At 35.1% G+C, this 26411-nt stretch carries 22 protein-coding genes and 2 pseudogenes; 12 read left to right on the top strand and 12 right to left on the bottom strand.

Annotated elements, in window-relative coordinates:
* The first annotated feature begins 165 nt into the window (after positions 1-165).
* Complete coding sequence (locus D9842_RS03190) at positions 166-1080, top strand: ketopantoate reductase family protein (RefSeq protein ID WP_121661252.1); 915 nt, start codon at positions 166-168, stop codon at positions 1078-1080.
* Positions 1081-1134: 54 nt separating this feature from the next.
* On the opposite strand, the gene D9842_RS03195 is transcribed toward D9842_RS03190, so the two are convergent.
* Complete coding sequence (locus tag D9842_RS03195; protein WP_121661253.1) at positions 1135-2058, bottom strand: CobW family GTP-binding protein; 924 nt, start codon at positions 2056-2058, stop codon at positions 1135-1137.
* Between the two features lie 149 nt (positions 2059-2207).
* Positions 2208-3440, bottom strand: coding sequence for an aminopeptidase (locus D9842_RS03200; protein WP_121661254.1), 1233 nt, complete (start codon positions 3438-3440; stop codon positions 2208-2210).
* Between the two features lie 173 nt (positions 3441-3613).
* Between D9842_RS03200 and D9842_RS03205 the strand changes: the two genes are divergently transcribed.
* The gene (locus D9842_RS03205) at positions 3614-4780 is read left to right on the top strand and encodes an acyl-CoA dehydrogenase family protein (protein ID WP_121661255.1); all 1167 of its coding nucleotides are present in this window, start codon (positions 3614-3616) and stop codon (positions 4778-4780) included.
* Between the two features lie 74 nt (positions 4781-4854).
* Here D9842_RS03205 and D9842_RS03210 read toward each other — a convergent pair whose 3' ends face one another.
* From D9842_RS03210 to mreBH, 3 genes are all read right to left on the bottom strand, one after another.
* Positions 4855-5121 (bottom strand): hypothetical protein, encoded by a 267-nt coding sequence (locus D9842_RS03210; RefSeq protein ID WP_121661256.1) that lies wholly within the window; start codon positions 5119-5121, stop codon positions 4855-4857.
* A 25-nt stretch (positions 5122-5146) separates the two neighbouring features.
* Positions 5147-5284 carry a protein YkpC gene (locus D9842_RS25630; protein ID WP_162987284.1) on the bottom strand — a complete coding sequence of 46 codons (138 nt, stop codon included), beginning with the start codon at positions 5282-5284 and terminating at the stop codon, positions 5147-5149.
* 249 nt (positions 5285-5533) lie between these two features.
* Complete coding sequence (gene mreBH, locus D9842_RS03215) at positions 5534-6541, bottom strand: rod-share determining protein MreBH (protein WP_121664925.1); 1008 nt, start codon at positions 6539-6541, stop codon at positions 5534-5536.
* A 576-nt stretch (positions 6542-7117) separates the two neighbouring features.
* On the opposite strand from mreBH, the gene D9842_RS03220 reads away from it, so the two are divergent.
* Complete coding sequence (locus D9842_RS03220) at positions 7118-9445, top strand: immune inhibitor A domain-containing protein (RefSeq protein ID WP_180320431.1); 2328 nt, start codon at positions 7118-7120, stop codon at positions 9443-9445.
* A gap of 219 nt (positions 9446-9664) precedes the next feature.
* Positions 9665-11803, top strand: a complete 2139-nt coding sequence (gene recQ, locus D9842_RS03225) for a DNA helicase RecQ (protein WP_121661258.1) — start codon at positions 9665-9667, stop codon at positions 11801-11803.
* A gap of 102 nt (positions 11804-11905) precedes the next feature.
* On the opposite strand, the gene D9842_RS03230 is transcribed toward recQ, so the two are convergent.
* Positions 11906-12964 carry an AbrB family transcriptional regulator gene (locus D9842_RS03230; RefSeq protein ID WP_121661259.1) on the bottom strand — a complete coding sequence of 353 codons (1059 nt, stop codon included), beginning with the start codon at positions 12962-12964 and terminating at the stop codon, positions 11906-11908.
* 330 nt (positions 12965-13294) lie between these two features.
* Here D9842_RS03230 and D9842_RS03235 point away from each other — a divergent pair, with 330 nt between their 5' ends.
* Positions 13295-13957, top strand: a complete 663-nt coding sequence (locus tag D9842_RS03235) for a potassium channel family protein (RefSeq protein ID WP_098798076.1) — start codon at positions 13295-13297, stop codon at positions 13955-13957.
* A gap of 44 nt (positions 13958-14001) precedes the next feature.
* Here the strand turns inward: D9842_RS03235 and rnjA are convergent, their stop codons facing one another.
* Complete coding sequence (gene rnjA / locus D9842_RS03240; RefSeq protein WP_121661260.1) at positions 14002-15669, bottom strand: ribonuclease J1; 1668 nt, start codon at positions 15667-15669, stop codon at positions 14002-14004.
* Positions 15670-15674: 5 nt separating this feature from the next.
* Complete coding sequence (locus D9842_RS03245) at positions 15675-15884, bottom strand: DNA-dependent RNA polymerase subunit epsilon (protein ID WP_121661261.1); 210 nt, start codon at positions 15882-15884, stop codon at positions 15675-15677.
* Between the two features lie 406 nt (positions 15885-16290).
* Here D9842_RS03245 and D9842_RS03250 point away from each other — a divergent pair, with 406 nt between their 5' ends.
* Complete coding sequence (locus tag D9842_RS03250; RefSeq protein WP_121661262.1) at positions 16291-17217, top strand: DMT family transporter; 927 nt, start codon at positions 16291-16293, stop codon at positions 17215-17217.
* A 51-nt stretch (positions 17218-17268) separates the two neighbouring features.
* On the opposite strand, the gene def is transcribed toward D9842_RS03250, so the two are convergent.
* Positions 17269-17823 carry a peptide deformylase gene (gene def, locus D9842_RS03255; RefSeq protein ID WP_121661263.1) on the bottom strand — a complete coding sequence of 185 codons (555 nt, stop codon included), beginning with the start codon at positions 17821-17823 and terminating at the stop codon, positions 17269-17271.
* 244 nt (positions 17824-18067) lie between these two features.
* Positions 18068-18148, bottom strand: a pseudogene (locus tag D9842_RS26175) (YjcZ family sporulation protein); the annotation flags it as partial.
* Between the two features lie 463 nt (positions 18149-18611).
* Between D9842_RS26175 and D9842_RS03265 the strand changes: the two are divergent.
* From D9842_RS03265 to lpdA, 5 genes are all read left to right on the top strand, one after another.
* Positions 18612-19268 carry a YkyA family protein gene (locus D9842_RS03265; RefSeq protein WP_121661265.1) on the top strand — a complete coding sequence of 219 codons (657 nt, stop codon included), beginning with the start codon at positions 18612-18614 and terminating at the stop codon, positions 19266-19268.
* Positions 19269-19852: 584 nt separating this feature from the next.
* A complete protein-coding gene (gene pdhA, locus D9842_RS03270; RefSeq protein WP_121661266.1) occupies positions 19853-20968 on the top strand; it encodes a pyruvate dehydrogenase (acetyl-transferring) E1 component subunit alpha in 1116 nt (371 codons plus the stop codon).
* Between the two features lie 3 nt (positions 20969-20971).
* Complete coding sequence (locus D9842_RS03275) at positions 20972-21949, top strand: alpha-ketoacid dehydrogenase subunit beta (protein WP_121661267.1); 978 nt, start codon at positions 20972-20974, stop codon at positions 21947-21949.
* Positions 21950-21998: 49 nt separating this feature from the next.
* A complete protein-coding gene (locus tag D9842_RS03280; protein ID WP_121661268.1) occupies positions 21999-23309 on the top strand; it encodes a dihydrolipoamide acetyltransferase family protein in 1311 nt (436 codons plus the stop codon).
* 3 nt (positions 23310-23312) lie between these two features.
* Entirely contained in the window at positions 23313-24725 is a 1413-nt protein-coding gene (lpdA, locus tag D9842_RS03285; RefSeq protein ID WP_121661269.1) for a dihydrolipoyl dehydrogenase, read from the top strand.
* A gap of 53 nt (positions 24726-24778) precedes the next feature.
* Here lpdA and D9842_RS03290 read toward each other — a convergent pair whose 3' ends face one another.
* Complete coding sequence (locus tag D9842_RS03290) at positions 24779-25153, bottom strand: hypothetical protein (protein ID WP_098798087.1); 375 nt, start codon at positions 25151-25153, stop codon at positions 24779-24781.
* Positions 25154-25413: 260 nt separating this feature from the next.
* On the opposite strand from D9842_RS03290, the gene D9842_RS03295 reads away from it, so the two are divergent.
* Positions 25414-25665, top strand: coding sequence for a hypothetical protein (locus D9842_RS03295; protein WP_121661270.1), 252 nt, complete (start codon positions 25414-25416; stop codon positions 25663-25665).
* Positions 25666-25685: 20 nt separating this feature from the next.
* Here the strand turns inward: D9842_RS03295 and D9842_RS03300 are convergent.
* Positions 25686-26186 (bottom strand): annotated as a pseudogene (locus D9842_RS03300) (BCCT family transporter); the annotation flags it as partial.
* Positions 26187-26411: the final 225 nt, after the last annotated feature.

Consider the following 26411-nt stretch of genomic DNA (forward strand, 5'->3'; position numbering starts at 1 on the left):
TTACACACCTCGCTATTATTTGTACATATTTTAGCACAGCTGATGATCGGAAGTAGAGTTTGTTAAAGGGGAAGAGTTTATAACATGACAAATTGTTATCGCTTACTTATACTTTAATAAGAAGATTCTATTAAAGCAAAATAAACATACAGGGGAGAGAACACAATGAAAGTTTTAGTAGTTGGTGCAGGTGCAGTAGGAGGTTATTTTGGAGGAAGACTTCATGAGAAAGGTGTAGATGTGACATTTTTAGTAAGAGAAGGCCGTCAAAAGCAAATAAAAGAGAAGAGCTTAAAAATAGAAAGCATTCATGGCAACTATACATTTCAACCGAAAACGGTTTTAACTACAGAATCTGATGTTGAGGTATATGATGTTATTATGATTGGTACGAAATCGTATCATTTTAATCAGGCTATACAAGACATTAAACCGTTTGTTGGAACTCAGACGACAATTATACCAATGTTAAATGGCATTAAACATCTTTATGAACTTCAAAATATATTTGCAAAAGAACAAATCATAGGTGGCCTTTGCTTTGTAGAATCTACTGTTAATGAAGAAGGTACCATCATCCAAACAAGCCCAAGTCATGATTTAGTGTATGGAGAACTTTCTGGAGAAGAAACCGAAAGAATTAAGAAAATAGAAGATGTGTTTTCACATACTAAAGCTTCAATTAAAAGAAGTAACACAATTTTACAGGATATGTGGCATAAATATATGTTCATAACTGGATTATCGGGTATTACCTCGTTGTTTCGATCAAGTATTGGACCAATTCTTAAAACAGAACATGGCTTAGAAGTAATTGAAGGATTATTTTTTGAAATTGGTTCTATTATGCGTAAAATGAATGCACCGATAGTAGATGGTATTGAAGAGGTTCAGGTAAATAGAGTAAAAGAAATGGATTATACGATGAAGTCATCTATGCAAAGAGATATGGAAAAAGGCTTTCAAGTTGAAGCTGATCATTTACAAGGCTATCTGCTTTCTGAGTCAGAAAAACACAAAGTGAATACTCCTTATCTGAAAATTGTCTATGCAAACCTTGAAACCTATGGAAAACAATAAGGATTTTGATAGAACAAAGGCAAGCTTACAAGATGTAATGCTTGCCTTCTCGAGTTAATTTGATACGATTTCTACTGTAGCGAGCTGTTGCTTTAGTTGTTTATGATCTAGATTTTCCCCGATAAAAACAAGAGTTTGTTTTCTTTTAATCTGTTCTTTCATGTATAACGGCATGCCATAGGAGTATTGAAAAAGAAAGGACTCAGTAGAATGAGTAAAGGTTATATAACCTTTAATTCGGTAAATAGTATCGGGCATCTCCCTTAGAAATTTTTCAAATTGATCTAAATCAATGGGATTTGTAAAGGTGTGAACATAGCTTCGTAAGTGCAGGTTCTTAGAAACATGTGATTGTTCATGGTGTTTTTTTTCACCTGGTTGTTGTGGTTGAATGGCAGAAAGTGGTATCTTCGCATGCTCAGTCATGTATAATTTTCCGTTTGGATTTAACCCTTGAATACCTGCCACCAACTTTGCTTTTTCATTCTCGGATAGTGAGTCTGTTTTATTTAAAAGAACGATATCAGCATGTGTTACTTGTTCTATTAGTAATTTACGCAATTGAATGCTTAGCTTTTCTTGGTCCTGCCATCTTTTTGCATCTACTAAAGTGATAATGCCCTTAACATCCAGCTTTTCAGCAAAAAGGGGAGATAAACATGCATCAAGTACCTCAATTGGATGGGCAACCCCGGTAGTTTCGATATAGATTGCGTCCAGCTCATATTCATGAAGCATTTGATTTAGTTGAACCTCAAGCTGACCTTGAATTGTGCAACAAACACAACCGTTTAGCAACTCTTTTAAGGGTGTATCCTTAGAAACAGCATCAGAATCTATTGAAATTTCTCCTAGTTCATTCATAATAACAGCAATTTTTCTGTTTTTCTGATGTTCTTGGGTAAGAATGTTTTGAAGAAGTGTTGTTTTTCCCGCTCCTAGAAAACCAGCTAATATGTATACGTCAACCTTTTTCATACTAAACTCCTTATCGTGACTTCTTATTTATTTTCTTTATTAACCATTTGGGTGGTATGCTAAATTGGCTAATAAAATTGATACAAAATTTATCTTAACATATTTAAAAAGGTCTGACATTTTTGTCAGACCTTTTGGCTAATTGAAAGTTAGAAAGCCCAAGTTCCATTGCGGAAGATTGGTTCAGATGTTCCGTCTTCCTTAATACCATCGATGTCCATGTCAGCTGAACCAATCATGAAATCAACATGGGTAAGACTGGAGTTTACACCTACTTTTTCAAGCTCCTCACGAGACATTTTCTTTCCGCCCTCAACACAAAATGCATAACCGTTTCCAATTGCTAAATGGTTAGATGCGTTTTCATCAAAAAGTGTGTTATAGAAAAGAATACCTGACTGTGATATAGGAGAATCATGAGCAACTAAAGCAATTTCACCTAAGTAATGTGAACCTTCATCGGTTTCAACAAGTTGCTTTAAGACTGCTTCACCTTTTTCTGCTTTTACTGAAACAATTCTTCCATCTTCAAAAGTTAGTGAGAAGTTGTCGATTAAATTACCACTATAGCTTAGGGGCTTCGTGCTTTGAACAACACCATTTACGCCATTACGTAATGGAACGGTAAAAACTTCTTCTGTAGGCATATTAGCCATAAAGAAATTGCCTTTTTCGTTCTCACTACCAGCACCAACCCATGTATGAGTAGGGTGTAATTCAATCGTAAGATCTGTACCTTTTGCTTTGTAATGAAGCTTTTTGTATCTTTTATTATTTAAGTAGTCTACTTTTGTATGTAATGAATCATTATGCTGTTTCCATGCTTCAACTGGATCAGCTTGATCAATACGAGTTGTTCTAAAAATGGCTTCCCATAGTTTTTCAACTTGTTTATTTTCGCTTTCATTAGGGAACACCTTTGCGGCCCATTCCTTAGAAGGTGCTGCAATGACTGTCCAACTAGCTTTATCTGCTTGTAAATAATTTCGATATTTTGTCAGCGCCATTCCAGCAGCTTTTGTTGAAGCAGCAATTCGTTTTGGATCTATTCCACTTAAAAGATCAGGATCAGAAGAAATGATGGACATAAAAGCACCATCATGTTCAGCCAATGTTTCCAAGCCTTTCGCTTTCCATTCAGGATAATCACTTAATGCTTCTTCTGAAGCAAGTTCAAAACGAGTTCTCGTAATCACATCATCATGCCATTCAACATATACATTACGTGCTCCAGCTTCATAAGCTTTTTTAACAACAAGACGTACAAATTCTACAACTTCTGTAGATGCGTTAATCGTTAAGTTTTGATTTGGCTGAATATTTACCCCTACTCGAACTGCTAGTTCGGCATATTTTTCTAAGTTTTGTTTGAAATTACTCAAGAAAAAAACCTCCTTCATCCTAGGATGAATATGTAATGAAAAGAGCCTCTAATGAAGTTCCTCTTTTATTTTATCAAAACAAATAGAAGAATGAAAAGGTAAACAATTTGTTAAGCCAAATTACTTTCAGTTAACTCTTAAAATGACTACAATATGGATAACGAGGTGATAACGTGAATTATATAGATAAACAATTTATAAAAAATGAAGATCAAAAGCAATTGTTATTAAAAACAAGTAAGCTTGCAAAAGAATTTGAAACACGTGCAGACCGATATGATAAAGAAGGCTTATTTCCATTTGAAAATTTTGATCGTTTAAAAGAAGCTGGATATTTACATCTTACCATTCCGAAAAACTTGGGAGGGACAGGGGCAACTTTGTACGAATTTTTACTAGTACAAGAAAAAATAGCTCAAGGAGATGCAGCAACTGCATTATCGTTAGGATGGCATTTGGGATTAATGATGCATCTAAGAGAAACGGAAAAGTGGGGAGAAAATACTTATAATACAATATGTAAAGAAATTATTTCTTCAAAAAAGCTAATTAACAGTGCTGCAACAGAGCCAAACTCTGGAAGTCCAGCAAGAGGTGGTAAACCTGAAACAAATGCTATACAAAAAGAAGGACGTTGGATTATTAATGGTAAAAAAATCTTTACTTCACTAGCTCCGGCACTTGATTACTTTATTGTACCTGCCACACTTGAAGAAACTGGAGAGATTGGTGACTTTCTAATTCCAAGAGAAGCAATTGGTGTGGAAATTGAGGAAACTTGGGATACATTAGGTATGCGTGGGACTAGAAGTGACGATCTTATATTAAATTCGGTTGAGGTCCCATTAGAAGCTTTAGTTGAAAGAAAACAGAAGAAAGAAAGACCTACTGCACAAGGCTGGCTTCTTCATATTCCAGCATGTTATATAGGCATTGCCATATCTGCAAGAAATAAAGCAATAGAATTTGCAAAAACATATCAACCAACAAGTTTAACTCATCCAATTAAAGATGTGCCTGAAGTACGAAGAAAGGTTGCTGAAATTGATGTGAAGTTAACCACGGCGCGAACACTCATGTATTCTACAGCTGAGAAATGGGATTCAGCAAGTAAGAATGAGCGTGATTCTTTAGCGTATGATTTGGCAGTTACAAAAACTGTCGTGACAAATACAGCTGTTGAAGTTGTTGATTTAGCTATGAGGATAGTAGGTGGGCAAAGTCTCTTTAACTCTAATGCTTTGCAAAGGCATTACCGCGATGTTCGTGCAGGGCTACATAACCCACCTTCTGATGATATAACATTAAAAATATTAGGTGAGCGTGCATTTAGAGAGTAATTATCTGATTTGGTCAAAAAAAGGCATTCAAGAAATGATTTTTCTTGAATGCTTATGTATTATTTTGAGTACATCTATACACCTGAGGCTATAGCCATTATATAAAGTAAAGCTCCTCCGAATATTAAAATGCCAGTAACATAGAGATTAATAATCGAACCAATTAATGCCTTTTTTGTTAGCATGGAAACGAAGGAATAAGCAAAACCAAAAAGTAAAACGATGACAAAGACAGGGATCGTATAAGTACCTAATAAACCGCTTAGAAGTAGTAGTAGAGCAAAAATCGGGAATACAAATGGAACGAATTGTCGTAATTTAGATTTGTCTTTATTTTTCATCTTTTTAAATAACCTCTCTTTCTAATTACTCGCCTTGAACTGAAACAATTTCGTTATTTTGGGATGGGCTACCAGGCATATTTGCCATAGAAACACTCATTCCTCCCATAATGATGACAGCTAATGTTAAACTAATAATGATACGTCTGCTCAGGTCCTTCACACATGTACCTCCCTTACAATTCAATAATTAGACGGATGGAGTTTGATTAAAGTTTCATGTAACTGCTAAAAATATACAAAGTTATTACTGTATTACTATTAAACCAAATATAATTTATTCAAGAATAAGAGAAATGATGCTGAAAAATATGTTAATTTTGTGTAAATATATAATTTTGATAAAAGGGTTTAATAGTGAATTTTTACATTTAAAGACAAAAAGGAAACCAAATTTGGTTTCCTTTGTGCATTATTTTGCTACTTTTACTAATCTATTAATAACTGCAAGTGATCTACCGGTGCCAATTGCTACCGACTCTAACGGATTTGGCGCAATATGAACAGGTACAATCATTTCATTACTTATCCATTCCTGTATCCCTTTCATTAGTGAACCACCACCTGTTAAAATAACGCCTCTGTCAACAATATCACCACTTAACTCAGGAGGACAGTCTTCAAGTGTAGCTCGAATTGCTTCTAAAATATGAAGTAATGATTCTTTCATTGCATCCTGCATTTCATATGACGAAACACTAATTGTTTTAGGTAAACCTGTTACGAGATCTCTACCTCGTATTTCCATTGATTCTTTTTCATGCTTTATTAGTGCGTATCCAATTTCCATTTTCATTTGTTCAGCTGTTCTCTCACCGATTAGAAGATTATAATTTTTTCTGACATATTGAATGATATCCTCATCTAGTTGATCTCCGCCAATCCTGATTGAGTGACATGTTACGATTCCACCGAACGAAATTATGGCTACTTCTGTTGTTCCCCCGCCAATATCTACTATGACATTTGCGATTGGTTCATCAACAGGAAGATCCGCTCCGATTGCTGCTGCTACAGGCTCCTCAATTAAATGAACTTGCTTTGCTCCAGAACTACGAATAGCATCTTGAATTGCTCTTCTTTCAACTGATGTAGCACCTGATGGAGTACAAACGACAACAGTTGGTTTTCTCATAGACATACCAAGCTTTCCTGACGCCTTTTTCATGACATGTCTTAACATGTCTGTTGTGATGTCATAATCTGCTATAACTCCATCCTTTAGAGGTCTTACTGCGATGATTTGTCCAGGTGTTTTTCCAATCATACTTTTTGCCTCTGTTCCAACTGCTAATACTTTTTTAGTAGTTGTGTCTATCGCTACTACAGAGGGCTCATTTAAGATAATCCCTTTATTTTTTGTGTAAACTAAAATATTTGCTGTTCCTAAATCTATTCCAATTTCGGTAGTAGAAAACATAAACATAAAAACCTCTTTCCTATTAACGTTATTTATAGAATTTGTTGAATATTGTTGGTTTTTGGGGGCTGTTATCAATATGAAAAGAGATCGTCATCTTTTTGTCATATAAGTGTTTAGATAATTTTTAAATATAATTTCTTTATTGAATAAAAGCTTTAAAGTGAAAATGAATAAATATAGGGTTGAAATTTTGTGATTTGGATATGTGTTTGATGAGTGGACATTTTTTCTCGGTAGAAAATCTTACAAAAACCTTTATTTATAAGGATTTATTGCTCTCTATGTTGCGGGGGTAAAAATACCTATTTTTAATTTATGTATAGGGAAAATGGACTTGTTATAATTTTCAGAAAATAGAATTTTCGGACTATTTATTATATTTATATAAAGATTATAATAGTTATGTAGTTATAATAATTTTTAGTAGAAAAGTATTTTGAAGTTATGAAGTTCCATCTTGCAATGCTTTCTATTAAAAGAAGGGGGATTAAAGTGAGAAAGTTAAGAAGAGGAATTGAGGCTCGAAATAAGCAGTTGAAAAAGGTGCTAAAGGTGACTGCTAGTTCCGTCATTATGGGGGGACTATTGTTTGGTACATACTTGCCGGTAGCATCAAATGTACAAGCTGCTAGTCCAGTACTAGAGTCAGCACCAATTGATTACAATATTGTTCCTGAAGAGAGATTAGCACAAGCATTGAAAGATCAAGGGGTTATTTCTAAAAATGCTTCTGCTGCAGAAGTAAAGCAAAAGGTTAAAGAATATATTGAGAAAAAGGAAGGCGAAAAAGCAGGTAAGGTTTCTCATAAAACTTCTCATGAAGAAATGATGGATCAAAAAACGAAAGACTTCCTTACAAAACAAAAGGACAAGCTAGCAAAACAGCTAAATAAAGGCCATGGAAACTTCAAAAAGGGTAAACCTAATGGTGCGGTGAAGGTGGATGCTGCTAAACAAGCACCATATAACGGAGAAGTTCGCTCAGATAAAGTCTTGGTATTATTAACAGAATTTGAAGATTTCAAGCATAACAATGTTGTACAAGAAGATGGTTACATGTATGCAGATGACTTTAATAAAGAGCATTATGAAAAGTTAATGTTCGGTGATGAAGACTTTACCTTGTTTAATGGAGAGAAAGTTAAAACCTTTAAACAATATTATGAAGAGCAATCAGGTGGTAGTTACACAGTTGATGGAACAGTTTCAGAATGGTTAACCGTACCAGGTAATGCGGCAGACTATGGCGATGACAATCCTGAAGGTGGGCATGATAACCTTAATCCTAAAGGACCTAGAGACCTTGTAAAGGATGCCTTAAATGCAGCAGTAGCTTCTGGTATTGATTTAGCCCAATACGATGAATTTGATTTATATGATCTTGATGGTGATGGAAATCAAAATGAGCCAGATGGACTAGTAGATCACTTGATGATTATTCACGCAGGTACAGGTCAGGAAGCTGGTGGTGGTACTCTAGGTGATGATGCAATCTGGTCACATAGATGGACGTTAAATGGAGTGTATCCTGTTGCTGAAACACAGGCTGAAGTTGATTATTGGGGTGGTCAAATGGCTGCATACGACTACACAATTCAACCTGAAGATGGTGCAGTTGGTGTATTCGCACATGAATTTGGACACGATTTAGGTCTTCCAGATGAATATGACACTCAATATACTGGTCAAGGTGAGCCAGTTGCTTCTTGGTCCATTATGAGTGGAGGAAGCTGGAATGGAAACATTGCAGGAACAGCTCCGACAAGCTTCTCACCTCAAAACAAGGAATTCTTCCAAAATATAATGGGAGGAAACTGGGCAAATATTATGGAAGTTGATTATGCAGATATCACGAAGAACGGGATTGCAACTTTCCTAGATCAAAGTGTAACGAAATCAAATAACCCCGGTATAGTAAAAGTGAACTTACCAGCTAAAGATGTAGAAGGATTTTTACCAGCTGAGAATGGTGGAGAAAACTATTTCTACAGCCAAAAAGGTGATGATCTTCATACAGCATTAGAAACACCGCTATTTGATTTAACAAGAGCAACCTCAGCGGAATTTAGTGCATTACAATGGTTTGAAGTTGAATTTGATTATGATTATGTATATGTAAAGGCTGTAGTAGAGGATGGAACAGAAGTTACGCTAGATGTTATTGGTGATGACAATACTGCAGATGGTATGGAAACAACAAATGGTCTATGGGTTGAAAAAACGTATGACTTAAGCGATTTTGCTGGTAAAAAAGTAAAACTAGTATTTGAATATGTAACCGATGGCGGATTAGCTCCTAATGGGTTTGCCATTGATAATATTTCAGTAACAGCTGACGGTAATGAAATTTTTGCCGATAATGCTGAAGGTGAAGCAAAAGTTGCTTTAGATGGCTTTATCGTTTCAAATGGCTACTCTCAAGCGAAAAATCACTATTACTTAGAATGGAGAAACTATGCTGGCTCTGATAAAGCATTAGCATTCTCTCGCGGTGCTAAGTATAATACTGGTTTAGTTGTTTGGTATGCAGATGAAAGTTTTACTGATAACTGGGTTGGGGTACATCCAGGACAAGGATTCCTTGGAGTTGTTGATTCACATCCAGAGGCTGTGTTTGGCTTATTAAATGGCCAAAAAACGGTTACTCAAAGCACTCGCTACCAAGTTGCGGATGCAGCGTTCTCTTTAGATAAAACACCAGGATTCTTCGTTGATTCTCCTACTCGTGGAGCATACGAGTTCCTAAGCTTTAAAGGAAATACTAAGTTTGATGATTCAAAAACATATATCAATTCTGCGATTCCAGATGCAGGTCGAATTGTTCCTAACCATGGCTTGAAATTTGAGGTTATTGGTGAAGCGAAAGATAATTCTGCCGGTGCAGTTTGGATTCATAAGTAAAAAGAAAGTAGCTCCTTCCTTTCAATGAAAGGGAGGGGTTATTTTTTTTCCTAAATGGTTAAATTGTATTATGAGGTTTAATGAATCCTAGAATTTTAATTTTTCACTTTAGTAAAACTTCATAATAACCATTGAAAAATAAAATCTACTAAAAAAAGATAAAGCTTGGTCGTGTTATACTAATATAAACATAAGAAAAATAAAAGCAAAGGTGATTAAATGCTACAAAAAGCTGAAAAGTTGTTAAAAGATTATTTCGGTTATTCATCGTTTCGAAAAGGCCAAGTGGATATTATTCGCAATATACTAGAGGGGCAGGACACGCTAGCCATTATGCCAACAGGTGGTGGAAAATCAATCTGTTATCAAGTGCCTGCTTTATTAATGGATGGTATTACTGTTGTCATATCGCCATTAATTTCTTTAATGAAAGATCAAGTAGATGCATTAACAAGTGTTGGAATACCATCAACTTATATAAATAGCAGTCTTTCGATTCCGGAAATAAATGAACGAATCGCAGAGCTAAGAGAGGGCTCTTATAAAATTGTTTATATTGCACCTGAGAGATTAGAAACAAATTCGTTTCGTGATCTCTTGTTAACGTTAAATATATCTATGGTAGCAGTAGATGAGGCACACTGTATTTCTCAATGGGGGCATGATTTTCGTCCTAGCTACAGATCTATTAATAAAATGATCATGGACCTTTCTGCTAAACCAATTGTTGTTGCCCTTACAGCAACAGCAACAAAAGAAGTAACAGCTGATATTTGTCATTTGTTAGATTTGTCAGAGGAAAATTCGTTTGTTACAGGTTTTTCCCGCGAAAATTTAACTTTTAATGTAGTTAAAGGTGAAAATAAGCGCGACTATATTAAAAAATATATAAAGGCAAATAAAAATGAGGCTGGAATTATTTATGCAGCTACTAGAAAAGAAGTGGATGAGTTATCTCAATTTCTTAAAAAAAGTGGCTTCAAGGCTGGGAAATATCATGCTGGTATGTCAGAACAAGAGCGAGCGCAACAGCAGGATCAATTTTTATATGACGAGTTTGATGTTATGGTTGCAACTAACGCTTTTGGTATGGGAATAAACAAATCCAATATTCGATATGTCATTCATCATAATTTACCTAAAAATATAGAGGCTTACTACCAGGAAGCAGGCCGTGCTGGGCGAGATGGAGAGCCTAGTGAATGTACGATTCTGTTTGCTGGACAAGATATACAGCTTCAAAAATTCTTAATAGAGCAAACATCTCTTAGTTATGAAAAGAAGGTTCATGAATATCAAAAATTACAGCAAATGGTAGATCTCTGTCATACAGAAAAATGCTTACAAACTTATATTGTTGAATATTTTGGTGAAGAGAATACTGAAGCAGATTGTGGCAATTGTATGAACTGTAAGGATACACGGGAAAAAATTGAGGTAACAAATGAAGCTTTAATGGTTTTTTCTTGTGTAAAAAGAATGAACGAAAAATTTGGGAAAACTCTTGTAGCACAAGTACTAAAGGGTTCTAATAATAAGCGAATTTCTCAAATGGGATTTCAAAAATTATCAACCTATGGGTTAATGAAGAACAAGACAGAAAAACAAATTGTAGAATTTATTGATTTTTTAATTGCTGAAGGTTATTTATCCTTAACAAATGCTCAATACCCTGTTATCGAACTTAGTAAAAAAGGGTTACTTGTATTAGTTGATAAAACGCCGGTATTTAAGAAGGAAAAGCTAGTGATTCAATCAATCGAAAGCGATGATGAACTATTTGAAGTTTTAAAGAATATAAGAAGAGAACTTGCTTCTGAGCATAGAGTACCGCCATATATTATTTTTTCTGATAGTAGTCTAAAAGACATGAGTAGTAAATGTCCGATTAATGAGTCTGAGTTTTTAGAAGTAAAAGGTGTTGCTCGAACAAAGCTTGAACGTTATGGACAACCATTTATTAGGGCAATTTGTGACTATATGAAAATCGAACAAGGGCCGTTTAATCAAACGGTGATACAAAAATCACATTCACAAAAATCAGTTGATAAGACGCCAAGTCATCTTCTTACCTATCAATTATATATGGATGGGTTAAAGATGAAGGAAATTAGTATACAACGAGGAATTACTGAAATCACTGTACAAAATCATATCATTCGGGCGGTGGAAGAAGGACAACCGATTGAATGGAGAAGCATATTTACCGAAGAACAAGAGAACTTAATCATCGATAAAATTAAGGAAATGAATACTGAATTGCTAAAGCCCTTAAAAGAAGTGTTACCTGCTAGCATTAATTATTTTCAAATAAAAGCAGCAATTTGTAAGTTGAATCTAGAAGTGGTCAGTTCGTGAAAAAAGCTCACATCCTCGAGAATGATACTGAGGAATGTGAGCTTTTTCTATAAGAGTTTAATATTAATCCATATTAAAAACAGTCTTAATTCTGATTTTCTTCTAATTTAAACTTTTGGATGGAAGTTTGTTAATGCTGTATTTTAAAAGGCTTGGGACAACGCTTATGATAAATAGTAAACGGATAAATTGTAAGGAACTAACTATCGCTGGATCAGCACCAATTGACGAGGCCGTAAGAACCATCTCGACTAGTCCGCCTGGTGCAAGAGAAAGCATGGCTGTTGCTAAGTTTAGGTCTGTTAAAAGGCTGAAAACATAGCCAAAGCCAAAGCTTGCTACGATAAGAATCATTGTAGTTATAAAATACAAACCACAGTATTTTCCACCCTTTTTAAGATCATTAAATGTGATCATGAGTCCAAATCCAACACCGATTGATATTTGAGCAAAAATCATAAATAGATCGTGAAAAAGGGGTAATTCTATACCTATAATATTCAATAAGGCTGTCGTTAAAAGAGGACCAATTACATATGATGCTGGTAAGAATTTTCTAAACCCCCAACCTGCAAGTCCTGCAAGGAAATACCAGCTGTATGAAAATAATGATAAATCTTTTTGTACTGAAAGTGTTGTTTGTGAGTAGAACGAGGGTTCGAACATATGTAGTATTGTAAATGGGACCAAAAAGACAACTGTTAATAATCTTACAGTTTGAAAGATGGTAACTAATGAAGAGTTTGCATGAACAGCCTCACTAGCGGCAACCATTTCTGTTAATCCACCGGGAATTGAAGCAAAAATACTCGTGTTTCGATCGATGTTAACAAGTTTACTTATGATTAAACCGTTACAAACGCTAAGAAAAATTAATAAAACCGTTGTAAGTAAAAAGGGAATCACGTATGGACCCACAAGGACAAAGGTTTCTTTTGTGAATGAAAGTCCAAATGATATTCCTAAAATGATAAATGAACCGTTTTTTAAAAAGCTCGGTTGTATAAATGTACTTATCTTTTTAAAAAGTGATCGCCATATTATTAGAAAAGCCATAGGACCTAGAATCCAAGCTAGAGGGAGATGAGAAAGATAAAAGAGAAATCCTCCAAATGTTCCTATTAGATAGGGAAATATGACATTGGGTAGTTTTGTACTCATTCTATTCCTCCCAAATTACTTGTTTACTAATTTTTCGTTAAATATGTGTTTAATTCTTACACTGTTGTTCCCCTGACTTTCGTCATGCTGTTTTTTATTGTTACTACACCATTCTTTCTATTTTATCATAAAGTCCGTGATATGTATTAAGGTTATCAGGCACATCTTTGTACTAATTTTTGGTTATAGAAACAAACAGATAATCATGAGTTGTCCTGTAAAAAAAAGTTGAAATGTGATAACATTTTTAATAGTACTAGCTTATAAAAAGGTTTTTGGTTACTTAAAGCGTTTTCTAACTACTTATTGTGATATTGCGGAGGATTTTAGATGAAAAAAGAATTTGCGGTAATTGGACTTGGGCGTTTTGGAGGCAGTATTTGTCGGGCTCTAAGTGAAGAGGGTATGGAAGTAATGGCTATTGATACAGATGAGGACAAAGTAAATGAGTTTGCAAACGTTGCTTCACATGCTGTTGTTGGAGATTCCACAGATGAAACAGTGTTAAAAAGTCTTGGTATCCGTAACTTTGATCATGTTATTGTTGCGATAGGAGATAATATTCAAGCCAGTATTTTGACCACATTGATTCTTAAAGAGTTAGGAGTTAAGCATATTACTGTTAAAGCACAAAATGATTATCATGAAAAAGTGCTGTCCAAAATTGGGGCTGACCGTATTGTTCATCCAGAACGTGATATGGGGAGAAGAATTGCTCATAAAATTATTTCAAACAACGTTCTTGACTATTTAGAGCTTTCTGATGAGCACAGCATCGTTGAGATTGTTGCAAATGACAGGCTAAACGGAAACTCCATCATTGATTTGGACATTCGTGCTAAATATGGAATCAACATTGTTGCTGTAAAAAGAGGAAAAGATATTATTGTTTCTCCGCAAGCAAATGAAATTATTCAAAAAAATGATATTTTAATTGTTATTGGTGCGGATACAGATATTAACCGTTTTGAAAAACGTTTATTAGGTGATTAAAAAAAGCAGTACCCGATTTTTCAATCGGTGTACTGCTTTTTTAATTAAACTTCCATAATAATTGGTAAAATCATTGGACGACGCTTTGTTTTTTCGTATAAGAATGGAGCGAGTGTGTCAGTGATTTCATTTTTAATTTCAGACCATTGACTCGTGCGACGTTCCATAATTTTGTTCAGATGCTTGGAGATTAGTGATTGTGCATCATTAATTAAGTCACCAGATTCGCGCATGTAGACAAAGCCTCTAGAGATAATGTCTGGACCTGCTGCGATTTTGAAGTCTTTCATATTGATGCTTACAACGACTATCACAAGACCTTCTTCTGAAAGAATTCGGCGGTCACGGAGGACGATATTACCGATATCACCGATACCACTTCCATCAATATAAACATTACCTGAAGGGATTTTCCCAGCAATTCCAACTTCTTTGTCTCCTATTGCTAGAACCTCTCCATTATCCATGATAAAACAGTTTTCTTCTTCAACACCACAGTCTACTGCATGTCTAGCGTGCATCTTCTGCATGCGGAATTCACCATGTATTGGCATAAAGTATTTTGGCTTCATTAACCTAAGCATAAGTTTTTGTTCTTCTTGACCACCGTGACCTGAAGTATGAATATCGTTAAGTGGTCCGTGGATTACCTCTGCTCCGGCGCGGAACAGTTGGTTAATCGTTTTGCTAACACTAAGTGTATTTCCTGGTATTGGAGAAGAAGAGAAGACAACATTGTCTCCAGGAATAATTTGAATTTGTCTATGAGTGCCGTTTGCGATACGCGATAAAGCTGCCATTGGTTCACCTTGAGATCCTGTACAAAGAATTGTCACACGATGAGCTGGCATACGATTAATTTCATGTGCATCTACAAAAGTATCTTTAGGACAACTAATATAACCTAAATCTTGTCCGATTTGTATGGCTGCTTCCATACTTCTCCCAAACACGGCAATTTTACGTCCGTGTGCAACAGCAGCTTCAACTACTTGTTGTAGTCGGTGTATATTTGATGCAAATGTTGCAAAGATAATACGACCATCAACCTTACGGAAAATTTCGTGTATGCTGTCACCGACACGTCTCTCTGACATCGTAAAGGTAGGGATCTCACTGTTTGTACTGTCAGAAAGTAAACACAGAACTCCGTCCCGACCAATCTCAGCCATCTTTGTTAAGTTTGCAGGTTCTCCTACAGGTGTAAAATCAAATTTAAAGTCACCGGTATGTACGATGTTTCCTGGTGGTGTTTTAACAACAATACCATATGAATCAGGAATACTATGAGTTGTTCTAAAAAATGTCACAGACGTTTTTCTAAACTTAATAATATCATCTTCCTGAATTTCAATTAATTTAGATTGTCGAAGAAGTCCGTGCTCTTCAAGTTTGTTTCTAAGTAAACCTAAAGCAAGCTTACCACCATAAATAGGAATGTTTACTTGACGAAGTAAATATGGAATTCCACCAATGTGGTCTTCATGTCCGTGCGTAATAAATAATCCCTTTATTTTATCTTCGTTCTTAGATAAATAAGTGTAGTCAGGAATGACATAATCAATTCCTAGTAGCTCATCCTCCGGAAATTTTATTCCAGCATCAATAAGGATGATTTCATCTTGAAATTGTACTCCGTACGTGTTTTTTCCGATTTCACCAAGTCCGCCTAATGCAAAGACTGCAACTTGATCATTTTTTACAAATTTCATAACAATCAGATCTCCAATACTTTATAATTTTCGCTTTGCTTTTCATATTCTAAATAAGCCCCATCAACTGGAGTGACAAATTCAATATTATAGCCGCGTTCTTTAAGTTTAAATCTCACATTTGCTTCAGATGTTGCTTCAATATAAAGAGTGTTTGTTCGTTCGCGAACAGGAACCTCTGTAATTTTATCTTGATAATAAACTTTAAAAATCATTTACCAAATCTCTCCTTAACTTCCGAATGTTAGACTAACTTTTTCTATTATATGCGATATTTCTATTCAAGCCAAGCCTATAGGGCAAGAGCATGTCTTCTTTTGGTAAATAAGTCTATAACTCACAGTTAAAAATAAAATATAGCTACCAGTTGGAATAGGCTTTATTATGCGATTGTTTTTCTCTTTACTAAGTGCTTCCACTGTCTTCTAAGAGATTTCTTTAATTTTTTTAACATAGAAAATCCTCCTATCTAATTTTATTTACCGATCTCTTGTTATCGGTTTTAGTATATGTCATTTTTTGTGATATTTTCATGGGAATTAATGTGAAAGAAATTGACAATTTCTTCATTTTCACTTAGTTTGAAAACATGCTTTTTACACATCAGGAGGATAAACTGAAATGAAAAAACTATATAGTTCATTATTTATTTTAAGTATGATTTGGGGGATGTCTTTTTTATTTATAAAGCTCCTAGTAGAAGATCTAGGGCCATGGGGTGTTGTGTTTTGGCGGTGTTTATTTGGCACAATCACACTATTCATTATTCTTTTTGTGTTTAAAAAACAAGAGTTGAAAAGAGTAAGGTTCAAAAGTCTACCATGGCTGAAGCTTTTTCTTGTAGCACTTTTTAATAATGCACTCCCCTTTGCATTCATAGCTATGAGTGAAATGAGGATTTCAAGTAGTCTTGCCTCTGTTATAAATGCAACAACTCCAATATGGACGATTGTCATTGGGGCACTCTTTTTCTTTATTCCTGTTAAGGGGAGACAATGGATTGGAGTTTCAATAGGGTTTTTAGGTATTTTAATTTTGTTAAATCTTGATTTTAAAAGCTTAATAAATGAAAACTTTATTGGGGCAGGAACGATGCTTTTTGCTACATTTTGTTATGGGTTAGGCGCTCAAATGGCAAAAAGATATTTACAGGAATTATCTATTATAATTGTATCAATTATTACTTTGTTTTTTTCAACAATGATCAGCTTAATATTTATTTTAATTTTAAATGAATCTGTTCATCTTACATCAGTTTTTTCAACACATACATTCCTATCATTAATTGGATTAGGTGTGTTTGGCTCTGGATTTGCTTATCTTTTTTACTATTATATGGTTAAAGAAGGAAGTGCTGAATTTGCTTCATTGGTAACCTATATCGTTCCAATTACGGCAATGTTATGGGGATATTTATTACTTGGGGAAGGTATTTCTCCACATATGATCTTAGGTTTATTGTTTGTTTTTGCAGGAGTTTATTTAAGCTCAGCTAAAATGGCGAAAAAAAGAAGCAGTATTAATACTTCAATAGGGAGTAATCATTAAAGTGAAGAAAAACTCTCGTAGACAAAACTAAAGAAGGGAGTTATCCCTTCTTTAACGTTCAACTGGAACTGCATTTTCAGGCTCTTGAAACGGGTTATCCTCATTAATATGATCATAAAACATCACACCATTTAAATGATCAATCTCATGCTGAAAAACAATGGACAATAAACCCCTTAGTCTAACATCAATATTCTTTCCTTCAAGGCTTGTAGCTTTTACGCGAATTCGGGCATAACGAGGTACAAAGCCTGGAACTGCTCGATCGACCGAAAGGCACCCTTCGCCGCTAGTTAAATAGCTTTTCTCGATAGAGTGGCTAACAATCTTTGGATTAAATAGAGCATAACTGTGCTGGTTTCCTTTTTCATCAACAACATGGATCGCAATCATTCTTTTTGATACATTAATTTGCGGAGCTGCAAGTCCTATACCTGGGCGTAATCCGTACTTCTCAGCAATTTCCGGATCTTGACTATTTTTTACGTATTGGATCATTTGAGATAACGTTTCTTTATCCTCATCTGAAGGAGGTAATGTTACTTCCTTCGCCACTTCTCTCAAAGTCGGATGACCTTCTCTTATAATATCTTCCATTGTTATCATGGTGAACACTCCTTTAAACATAAAGCAAAAATATTTAATAGGTGAATGACTAAGGAAGTCAAACTAAGTTATTACAACCTTAAAATCATTATGTATAGATAGACTAGATATAATTTCATTGTATTATACTACAAGATTATAAAGGAAATAGCAGAAATCGAAAAGAATTTGGGATTACATAAATAATTGAAGGGCTAACAGTGGAAAAATGTTAGCCCTTTGACAAATATCTCTGCTTTTATTTTTAATAGCCGATGTAAGCTGCACCTACAATAATTAGTAAAATAAACAATACAACGATTAACGCAAAGCCGTTTCCGTATCCAGTTGTTGGTGCAACATATCCGTAACCATAATTTCCACACCCGTAATTGCAATCAAAATAATGCATTCTAACGACCTCCTCATGATGATTACGTCCTTTGTTTTGACGTATAGTACACTGTATGAAAGTAGTTCAAAAGTGTATAGACATTCGCCTAGATATATTAAATTGATTCTTACTTCGGGAAAGGAGTAGTTCATTACTGAATTGTATCGGATACTTTACCCGCGTTGTATATATACCCCCTATGATTGGTTTTGAGAAATGCTTTAAGTAACTGAAAAACAACTAGAATGGTCTAAGATGAAGACAGGCTTCATATAAATGTATATAACAAAGAATCAATCTAATTGATCAAAAGATTTTATCCAAATAATTCCAAATATATAATGAAAACCATTGAGAAAATATGTTAGACCAATTATAGTAGAAATGTCTGTAAGTTAGGGGGATATACATTCTGATGCTGAAAAAAAAGAATTACGCTTTGTTTATTGTATTATTATTTTTACTTTCTGGCTGCTTCGGTCCTGCACCAGAAGAAAGGATTTATACAATATTGGAGGAAGCTGTTACATTAGAGAATTCATTTAAAGAGCAACAACAGCCATTACTTGAACTCGAAAAGAAGGAAGCGGATCTCTATAATAGGATTATGGATTTAGGAATGAAAGAATTTGAACAAGTTGTTTCCTTATCTAAAGAAGCTTTAACTTCAGTAGAGGAACGAGAATCTAAACTACAAATGGAATATGACAGTATTATGTCTTCGAAAGATAAATTCAATGAAATTAATGAAGAAATCGAGAAAATTAAGGATGAAACACTGTTGCAATCTGCACAAGAGCTTAAGTCTACTATGGAAGATCGATATAAATCATACGAAAATCTTTATGAAAACTACAAAAAATCAATTTCTTTAGACAAAGAACTGTATTCAATGCTTCAAAATAAAGATTTGGAGATGAAACAGTTGGAAACACAAATAGCTAAAATTAATAAGTCATATCAATCAGTTATGGAACAAAATAATGAATTTAACAAACTAACTGAACAATATAATGATTTAAAAATAAAGTTTTATGAAGAAGCTGAGTTAAACGTTGAAAAAAGTGAATAATGCACATGTATATGAGAACCTTCCACCTAGAAGGTTCTTTTTTGATTCTCTTTTCCAAGATGGTATTCATTTAAGGTTAAATAAATTAATAGCTAAGTCACTGTGTTTGAGAAGGTGAAAAGTGTCGAATACATATTATAAAATCAAGTTGTTATATAAAACTGTATTATAAACAATGTTACAGAGTTTATATTTGTGATAATACAGTTTAAGGGAACAAGAAAAATGACTAAATATATAATTTATTTTTCTTTAAGAAATATAGATATAAACTGATTGACGGACGTGAAAACATTGGTGTAAACTTGTAAATGAATTGTTAAGGTGTATCAGTTTATTTTAAATTTAAACTAATACAGTGTGGGTTAAATAGACCACCAAACCATACATAGAGAACGTTTTTATACATCTCGTGAGTGGTATAAAAGGTAAGAAGAGTCGAATTCAAAAAAATTGTGTCATCCATAAGATTTTAGGGTAACCTATTGCTGTGAATATTGGAATTCTCTTACTAATACTTTTGAAGTTCAATTCTTAATATGGATTGAACAACACTCTTAAAATGGAAAGGAAGAGGTTGTAAAATGGCTGCAAAAACAAAAGGCGCTGTTGTAGACAGTAAAAAACAGTTTGAAGCTATTTCTAAGGTTTTTGAAACATTCCAGATTTTAAATGAAGAAGGTAAAGTCGTAAATGAAGCGGCAATGCCAGAATTAAGTGACGATCAATTAAAAGAATTAATGCGTCGTATGGTTTATACACGTATTTTAGATCAACGTTCTATTTCTTTAAACCGTCAAGGTCGTTTAGGTTTCTATGCTCCAACAGCAGGACAAGAAGCTTCTCAGATTGCATCTCAATATGCTTTAGAAAAAGAAGATTGGATTTTACCTGGATACCGTGATGTTCCACAAATCATTTGGCACGGCCTTCCGTTATATCAAGCATTCTTATTTTCACGTGGACATTTCCATGGTAACCAAATGCCTGAAGGAGTAAATTGTCTTTCGCCACAAATTATAATTGGTGCACAATACATCCAAACTGCTGGTGTTGCATTAGGTCTTAAGAAGAAAGGCAAACAAGCGGTTGCGATCACTTATACAGGTGATGGCGGTGCATCACAAGGTGATTTCTATGAGGGTATTAACTTTGCTGGTGCATATAAAGCTCCTGCAATTTTCGTTGTTCAAAATAACCGTTATGCGATCTCAACTCCAGTTGAAAAACAATCTGCTGCACAAACAATTGCGCAAAAAGCAGTCGCAGCAGGTATCGTAGGTGTTCAGGTTGATGGTATGGATCCATTAGCAGTTTATGCTGCAGTTCGTGACGCTCGTGAGCGTGCAGTTAACGGAGAAGGTCCAACATTAATTGAAACATTAACATTCCGTTATGGACCACACACTATGGCTGGAGATGATCCTACACGTTACCGTACAAAAGAAACAGAAAATGAGTGGGAAGCAAAAGATCCATTAGTTCGTTTCCGTAAGTTCTTAGAGAACAAAGGAATCTGGAACGAAGATGAGGAAAACAAAGTAATTGAACAAGCAAAAGAAGATATTAAAGATGCTATTCAAAAAGCTGATAAATATCCAAAACAAAAGGTAACGGACTTGATGGAAATCATGTACGAAGAAATGCCTTATAACTTAAAAGAGCAATATGAAATTTACAAAGCAAAGGAGTCGAAATAATCCATGGCACAAATGACAATGATTCAAGCCATCACTGATGCATTACGCACCGAATTAAAAAATGATGAAAACGTCCTTGTATATGGTGAAGACGTTGGTGTGAACGGTGGGGTATTCCGTGCGACGGAAGGACTTCAAAAAGAGTTTGGAGAAGACCGAGTATTTGATACGCCACTTGCTGAGTCTGGTATTGGTGGATTAACAGTTGGTTTCGGTTTAACTGGATTCCGTCCAGTTATGGAAATTCAATTCTTTGGTTTCGTTTATGAAGTAATGGATTCATTAAATGGTCAATTAGCTCGTATGCGCTATCGTTCTGGTGGACATTGGACTGCTCCAGTAACAATTCGTTCGCCATTTGGTGGATTCGTACATACACCAGAGCTTCACGCTGATAGCTTAGAAGGCCTTGTTGCACAACAACCTGGATTGAAAGTTGTTATTCCTTCAACTCCTTATGATGCAAAAGGACTTTTAATCTCTGCTATTCGTGATAATGACCCAGTTGTATTCTTAGAGCACATGAAATTATACCGCTCATTCCGTCAGGAAGTTCCTGAAGAAGAGTACACAATTGAAATTGGTAAAGCTGATGTAAAACGTGAAGGTACAGATCTTTCAATTATTACTTACGGAGCAATGGTTCATGAATCATTAAAGGCTGCGGAAGAATTAGAAAAAGAAGGTATTTCTGTTGAGGTTGTTGACTTACGTACAATCAGCCCATTAGATATTGAAACAATTATTGCATCTGTTGAAAAAACAGGTCGTGTAATTGTTGTTCAAGAAGCACAAAAACAAGCAGGTATTGCGGCTAATGTAGTGGCTGAAATTACTGAAAGAGCAATTTTAAGCTTAGAAGCACCAGTATTGCGTGTGACTGCTCCTGATACTGTATATGCATTTACTGAAGCGGAAAACATTTGGTTACCAATTTATAAAGATATTTTAGAAACAGCTAGAAAAGTTCTTGAATTTTAATTAATACTTCAAAACGAATTTTTAACATAATTATAGGAGGTTGAATGATTTGGCATTTGAATTTAAACTGCCTGATATTGGTGAAGGTATCCACGAAGGTGAAATTGTAAAGTGGTTCGTTAAACCAGGCGACAAGGTTGAAGAAGATGATGTCCTTGCTGAAGTTCAAAATGATAAAGCAGTTGTTGAGATCCCATCACCAGTTAAAGGTACAGTTACAGAAGTAAATGTAGAAGAGGGAACAGTTGCAACTGTTGGTCAAACGATTATTACTTTTGATGCACCTGGTTACGAAAACCTTAAATTCAAAGGTGATCATGGTGATGATGAGCCTAAGAAGGAAGAAAAAGCTGAAGCTGCACCTGCTGCAGAAGAGAAAGCAGAAGCTCCAGCTGCTGCACCTGCAGAAGTAGAGGTAGATCCTTCTAAGCGTGTTATTGCTATGCCATCTGTACGTAAATATGCTCGTGAAAAAGATGTGGATATTCGTCAAGTTTCAGGCAGCGGTAAAAATGGTCGTGTATTAAAAGAAGATGTTGATTCATTCTTACAAGGTGGAGGAGTTTCTGCACAACCTGAAACTACAGAAGAAGCACCAGCTGCAAAAGAAGAAAAACAAGCTCAACCAGCAGCAGCTCAAGCAATTCCAGAGGGTGAATTCCCAGAGACTCGTGAAAAAATGAGCCCAATCCGTAAAGCAATTGCTAAAGCGATGGTTAACTCAAAACATACTGCTCCACACGTTACTTTAATGGATGAAGTGGATGTAACAAATTTAGTTTCTCATAGAAAACAATTCAAAAATGTTGCAGCAGAGCAAGGTATTAAGTTAACATATTTACCGTACGTAGTGAAAGCTCTTACTTCAGCACTTAAAAAGTATCCTGTACTTAATACTTCACTTGATGACAAAACAGAAGAAGTTGTTCAAAAGCATTATTACAACATTGGTATTGCTGCTGACACTGAAAAAGGTCTTCTAGTACCAGTTGTGAAAAATGCAGAACGCAAATCTGTATTTGAAATTTCTGATGAAATTAACGGACTTGCTACAAAAGCGCGTGAAGGTAAGCTTGCACCAAATGAAATGAAAGGTGCTTCTTGCACAATCACTAACATTGGTTCTGCAGGTGGTCAATGGTTCACTCCAGTAATTAACCACCCAGAGGTTGCTATTCTAGGTATTGGACGAATTGCAGAAAAACCTGTTGTTCGTGATGGAGAGATTGTTGTAGCTCCGGTTCTTGCTTTATCATTAAGCTTTGATCACAGAATGATTGATGGTGCTACAGCTCAAAATGCTCTTAACCACATCAAGCGTTTACTTAACGATCCACAATTAATTTTAATGGAGGCGTAATCGATGGTAGTAGGAGATTTCCCAATTGAAACAGATACTCTTGTCATAGGAGCAGGCCCAGGCGGATACGTTGCAGCGATCCGCGCTGCACAACTAGGACAAAAAGTAACAGTAGTTGAAAAAGCAACACTTGGAGGGGTTTGTTTAAACGTTGGTTGTATTCCTTCAAAAGCGCTAATCTCTGCTGGTCACCGTTATGAAGAAGCTAGACACTCTGAAGATATGGGTATTAAAGCTGAAAACGTAACTGTTGACTTTTCAAAAGTTCAAGAATTTAAACAAGGTGTTGTGAAAAAATTAACTGGCGGTGTAGCTGGATTACTTAAAGGTAATAAAGTTGACGTAGTTAGTGGTGAAGCTTACTTCGTAGATAATGAAACAGTAAAAGTTATGGACGAAACGTCTTCACAAACTTACAAATTTAAAAATGTTATTATCGCAACTGGTTCACGTCCGATTGAAATCCCAGCTTTCAAATACTCTAAGCGTGTATTAGATTCTACAGGTGCATTAAACCTTCAAGAAATCCCTAATAAGCTTGTTGTAATTGGTGGAGGATATATCGGAACTGAGCTTGGTACAGCTTACGCAAACTTTGGTACTGAAGTAACGTTTATCGAAGCTGCTGATGAAATTCTTGCTGGCTTTGAAAAACAAATGAGTGCTATTGTAAAACGTAACCTAAAGAAAAAAGGAAATGTTGAAATTCACACAAAAGCAATGGCAAAAGGTGTGGAAGAAACTGACAATGGTGTTAAAGTAACTTTCGAAGTAAACGGTGAAGAAAAAACAGTTGAAGCTGACTACCTATTAGTTACTGTAGGACGCCGTCCAAACACTGATGAACTTGGTTTAGAGCAAGTAGGTGTTGAAATGACGGACAGAGGAATTATCAAAATTGATAAACAATGCCGTACAAACGTTCCAAACATCTACGCAATCGGTGATATCGTTGAGGGACCTCCTTTAGCTCATAAAGCTTCTTATGAAGGTAAAATTGCTGCAGAAGCAATTGCTGGAGAAAAAGCAGAGATTGATTACTTAGCTATTCCTGCTGTTGTATTCTCTGAGCCAGAATTAGCTTCAGTAGGTTACACAGAAGCTCAAGCAAAAGAAGAAGGTATTGAAGTGAATGCTTCTAAATTCCCATTTGCTGCAAATGGTCGTGCGTTATCACTTAACAATACTGATGGTTTCTTAAAACTTGTAACTCGTAAGGAAGATGGATTAGTAATTGGTGCACAAATCGCTGGACCAAGTGCTTCAGACATGATTTCAGAGTTAGGATTAGCAATTGAAGCTGGTATGACAGCAGAAGATATTGCAATGACAATTCATGCTCACCCAACATTAGGTGAGATCACAATGGAAGCTGCTGAAGTTGCAATTGGTAGCCCAATTCATATTGTGAAATAATAAATAAAGAAAAGGCTGACTACTAGAGTCAGCCTTTTTGCATGTACTTTTGTCTATTTCGATAGAGCGCTTGACACAGGCTCTAATATATCTTCTTTTGATACAACGGTTCCTTCGATTTGTACTAAAACTTGTTTCTTATCAATAACAAGCAAGGAAGGAAAAGTTTCGATCTCGAATTGATTATGATCTGTTTTCTCTGAGATTATTTTCATATTCTCAAATTCCTCTGGGAAATTCTTTTTAATGTCTAATAAGGCATCATAATAGACTGCTTCACGTTGAATATTTTCATCATCGGAAAAAAACACTAGTTGTTTGTCTTGGGGTATATCTTCATTTAAGGGACCTTCTGAAAACAACAGATTTTCACATGAAGAAAGAACAATGACTGGTATGATGAAGGCAATAAGTATTGATCTTTTCATCCATGTCCACCTCTTTTTAATAGAATAAAATAGAACGAAATAATTATTTATGTCAGAATTTCACTTATAAAATCCAAAAATATGTATCTAAATTAAACACATTTTATCATAATAATTCAATTTTCTTCCTGTTGTCATCTATTTGTTACATAAATGAAAAATATAATGAAGTTTCTATACAAAAAATTAAGATTAAGCTTCAAAATCCCTGAAAGAATCTTATGTTGTTGCATAAGAATTGGTAAAGGGGGGAGGATGAAATGAAAAAAACATGGAGCTTGCTTTCTGTTACTCATCTCCTTTTGTGGAGTAGCTATAGTGTTATAGAATGGCTTTCAAAAAAAGATAGCTTTTTAGCAAAAATGATCTTATTGGTCATGTTTTTCTATCTTTCATATTTAATTGCCTATACTTTAATAAAAGCGAGGAAAAATGCGATATACTTTTCTCTTTTTTCTCTCCTGCTCTTTGCTATTGTCAATCAACTTATTTTTATTGGATTGAAAAAATGAGTACCAAATTGGTACCCATTTTACTTTCTAACCACTTTTTCTTGTTGCAGTGATTTTAATAATAAGAAAACCATTAGGATCATAATCACGGCAAAAGGAAGTGCTGCAATAATCGCTGAAGTTTGTAATGTGCCTAATCCACCTGACCATAAGAGGATAGCAGCTGAGGCAGATTGTATAACGCCCCAAATGAATTTTATTTTATTTGGCGGATTCAATAAACCGTTTGTGGTTTGCATACCAAGCACAAACGTAGCAGAATCAGCTGATGTAATGAAGAATGTACTAATTAAAAAAATCGCAATAAATGACATGAACGTTCCAAGAGGAAAGTGATCTAATACTGCAAAAAGAGCAACCTCTTTTCCTTGTTCATTTACGATGTCAACGATTGACACATTCTGTAGATAGTCTAGATAAATGGCTGATCCACCAAAAACAGAGAACCAGAGTGCCCCGAAAATGGTTGGGACTGCAAGGACACCGGTGACGAATTCACGGATCGTTCGCCCTCTTGAAATAAAGGTAAATCTATACGACAAATCACGATGTATAAAGGAAATTTCAGAGAATCTAAAAATAGTTGTTTGTTTGAGAAGGTCTAGTAAGCCTTGAACATCTCTTCATTTACTTTGTGAAAAATATAGACTATTTCATAGTTTTTCTATATTTCTGACACTTGTTTCTGTTTTAAATCATAGATTATCACTGTATTTTCTAGAATACGAATGTTGATTGGAGGTTTG

The sequence above is a fragment of the Metabacillus litoralis genome (assembly GCF_003667825.1).
Lineage (GTDB): Bacteria > Bacillota > Bacilli > Bacillales > Bacillaceae > Metabacillus > Metabacillus litoralis_B.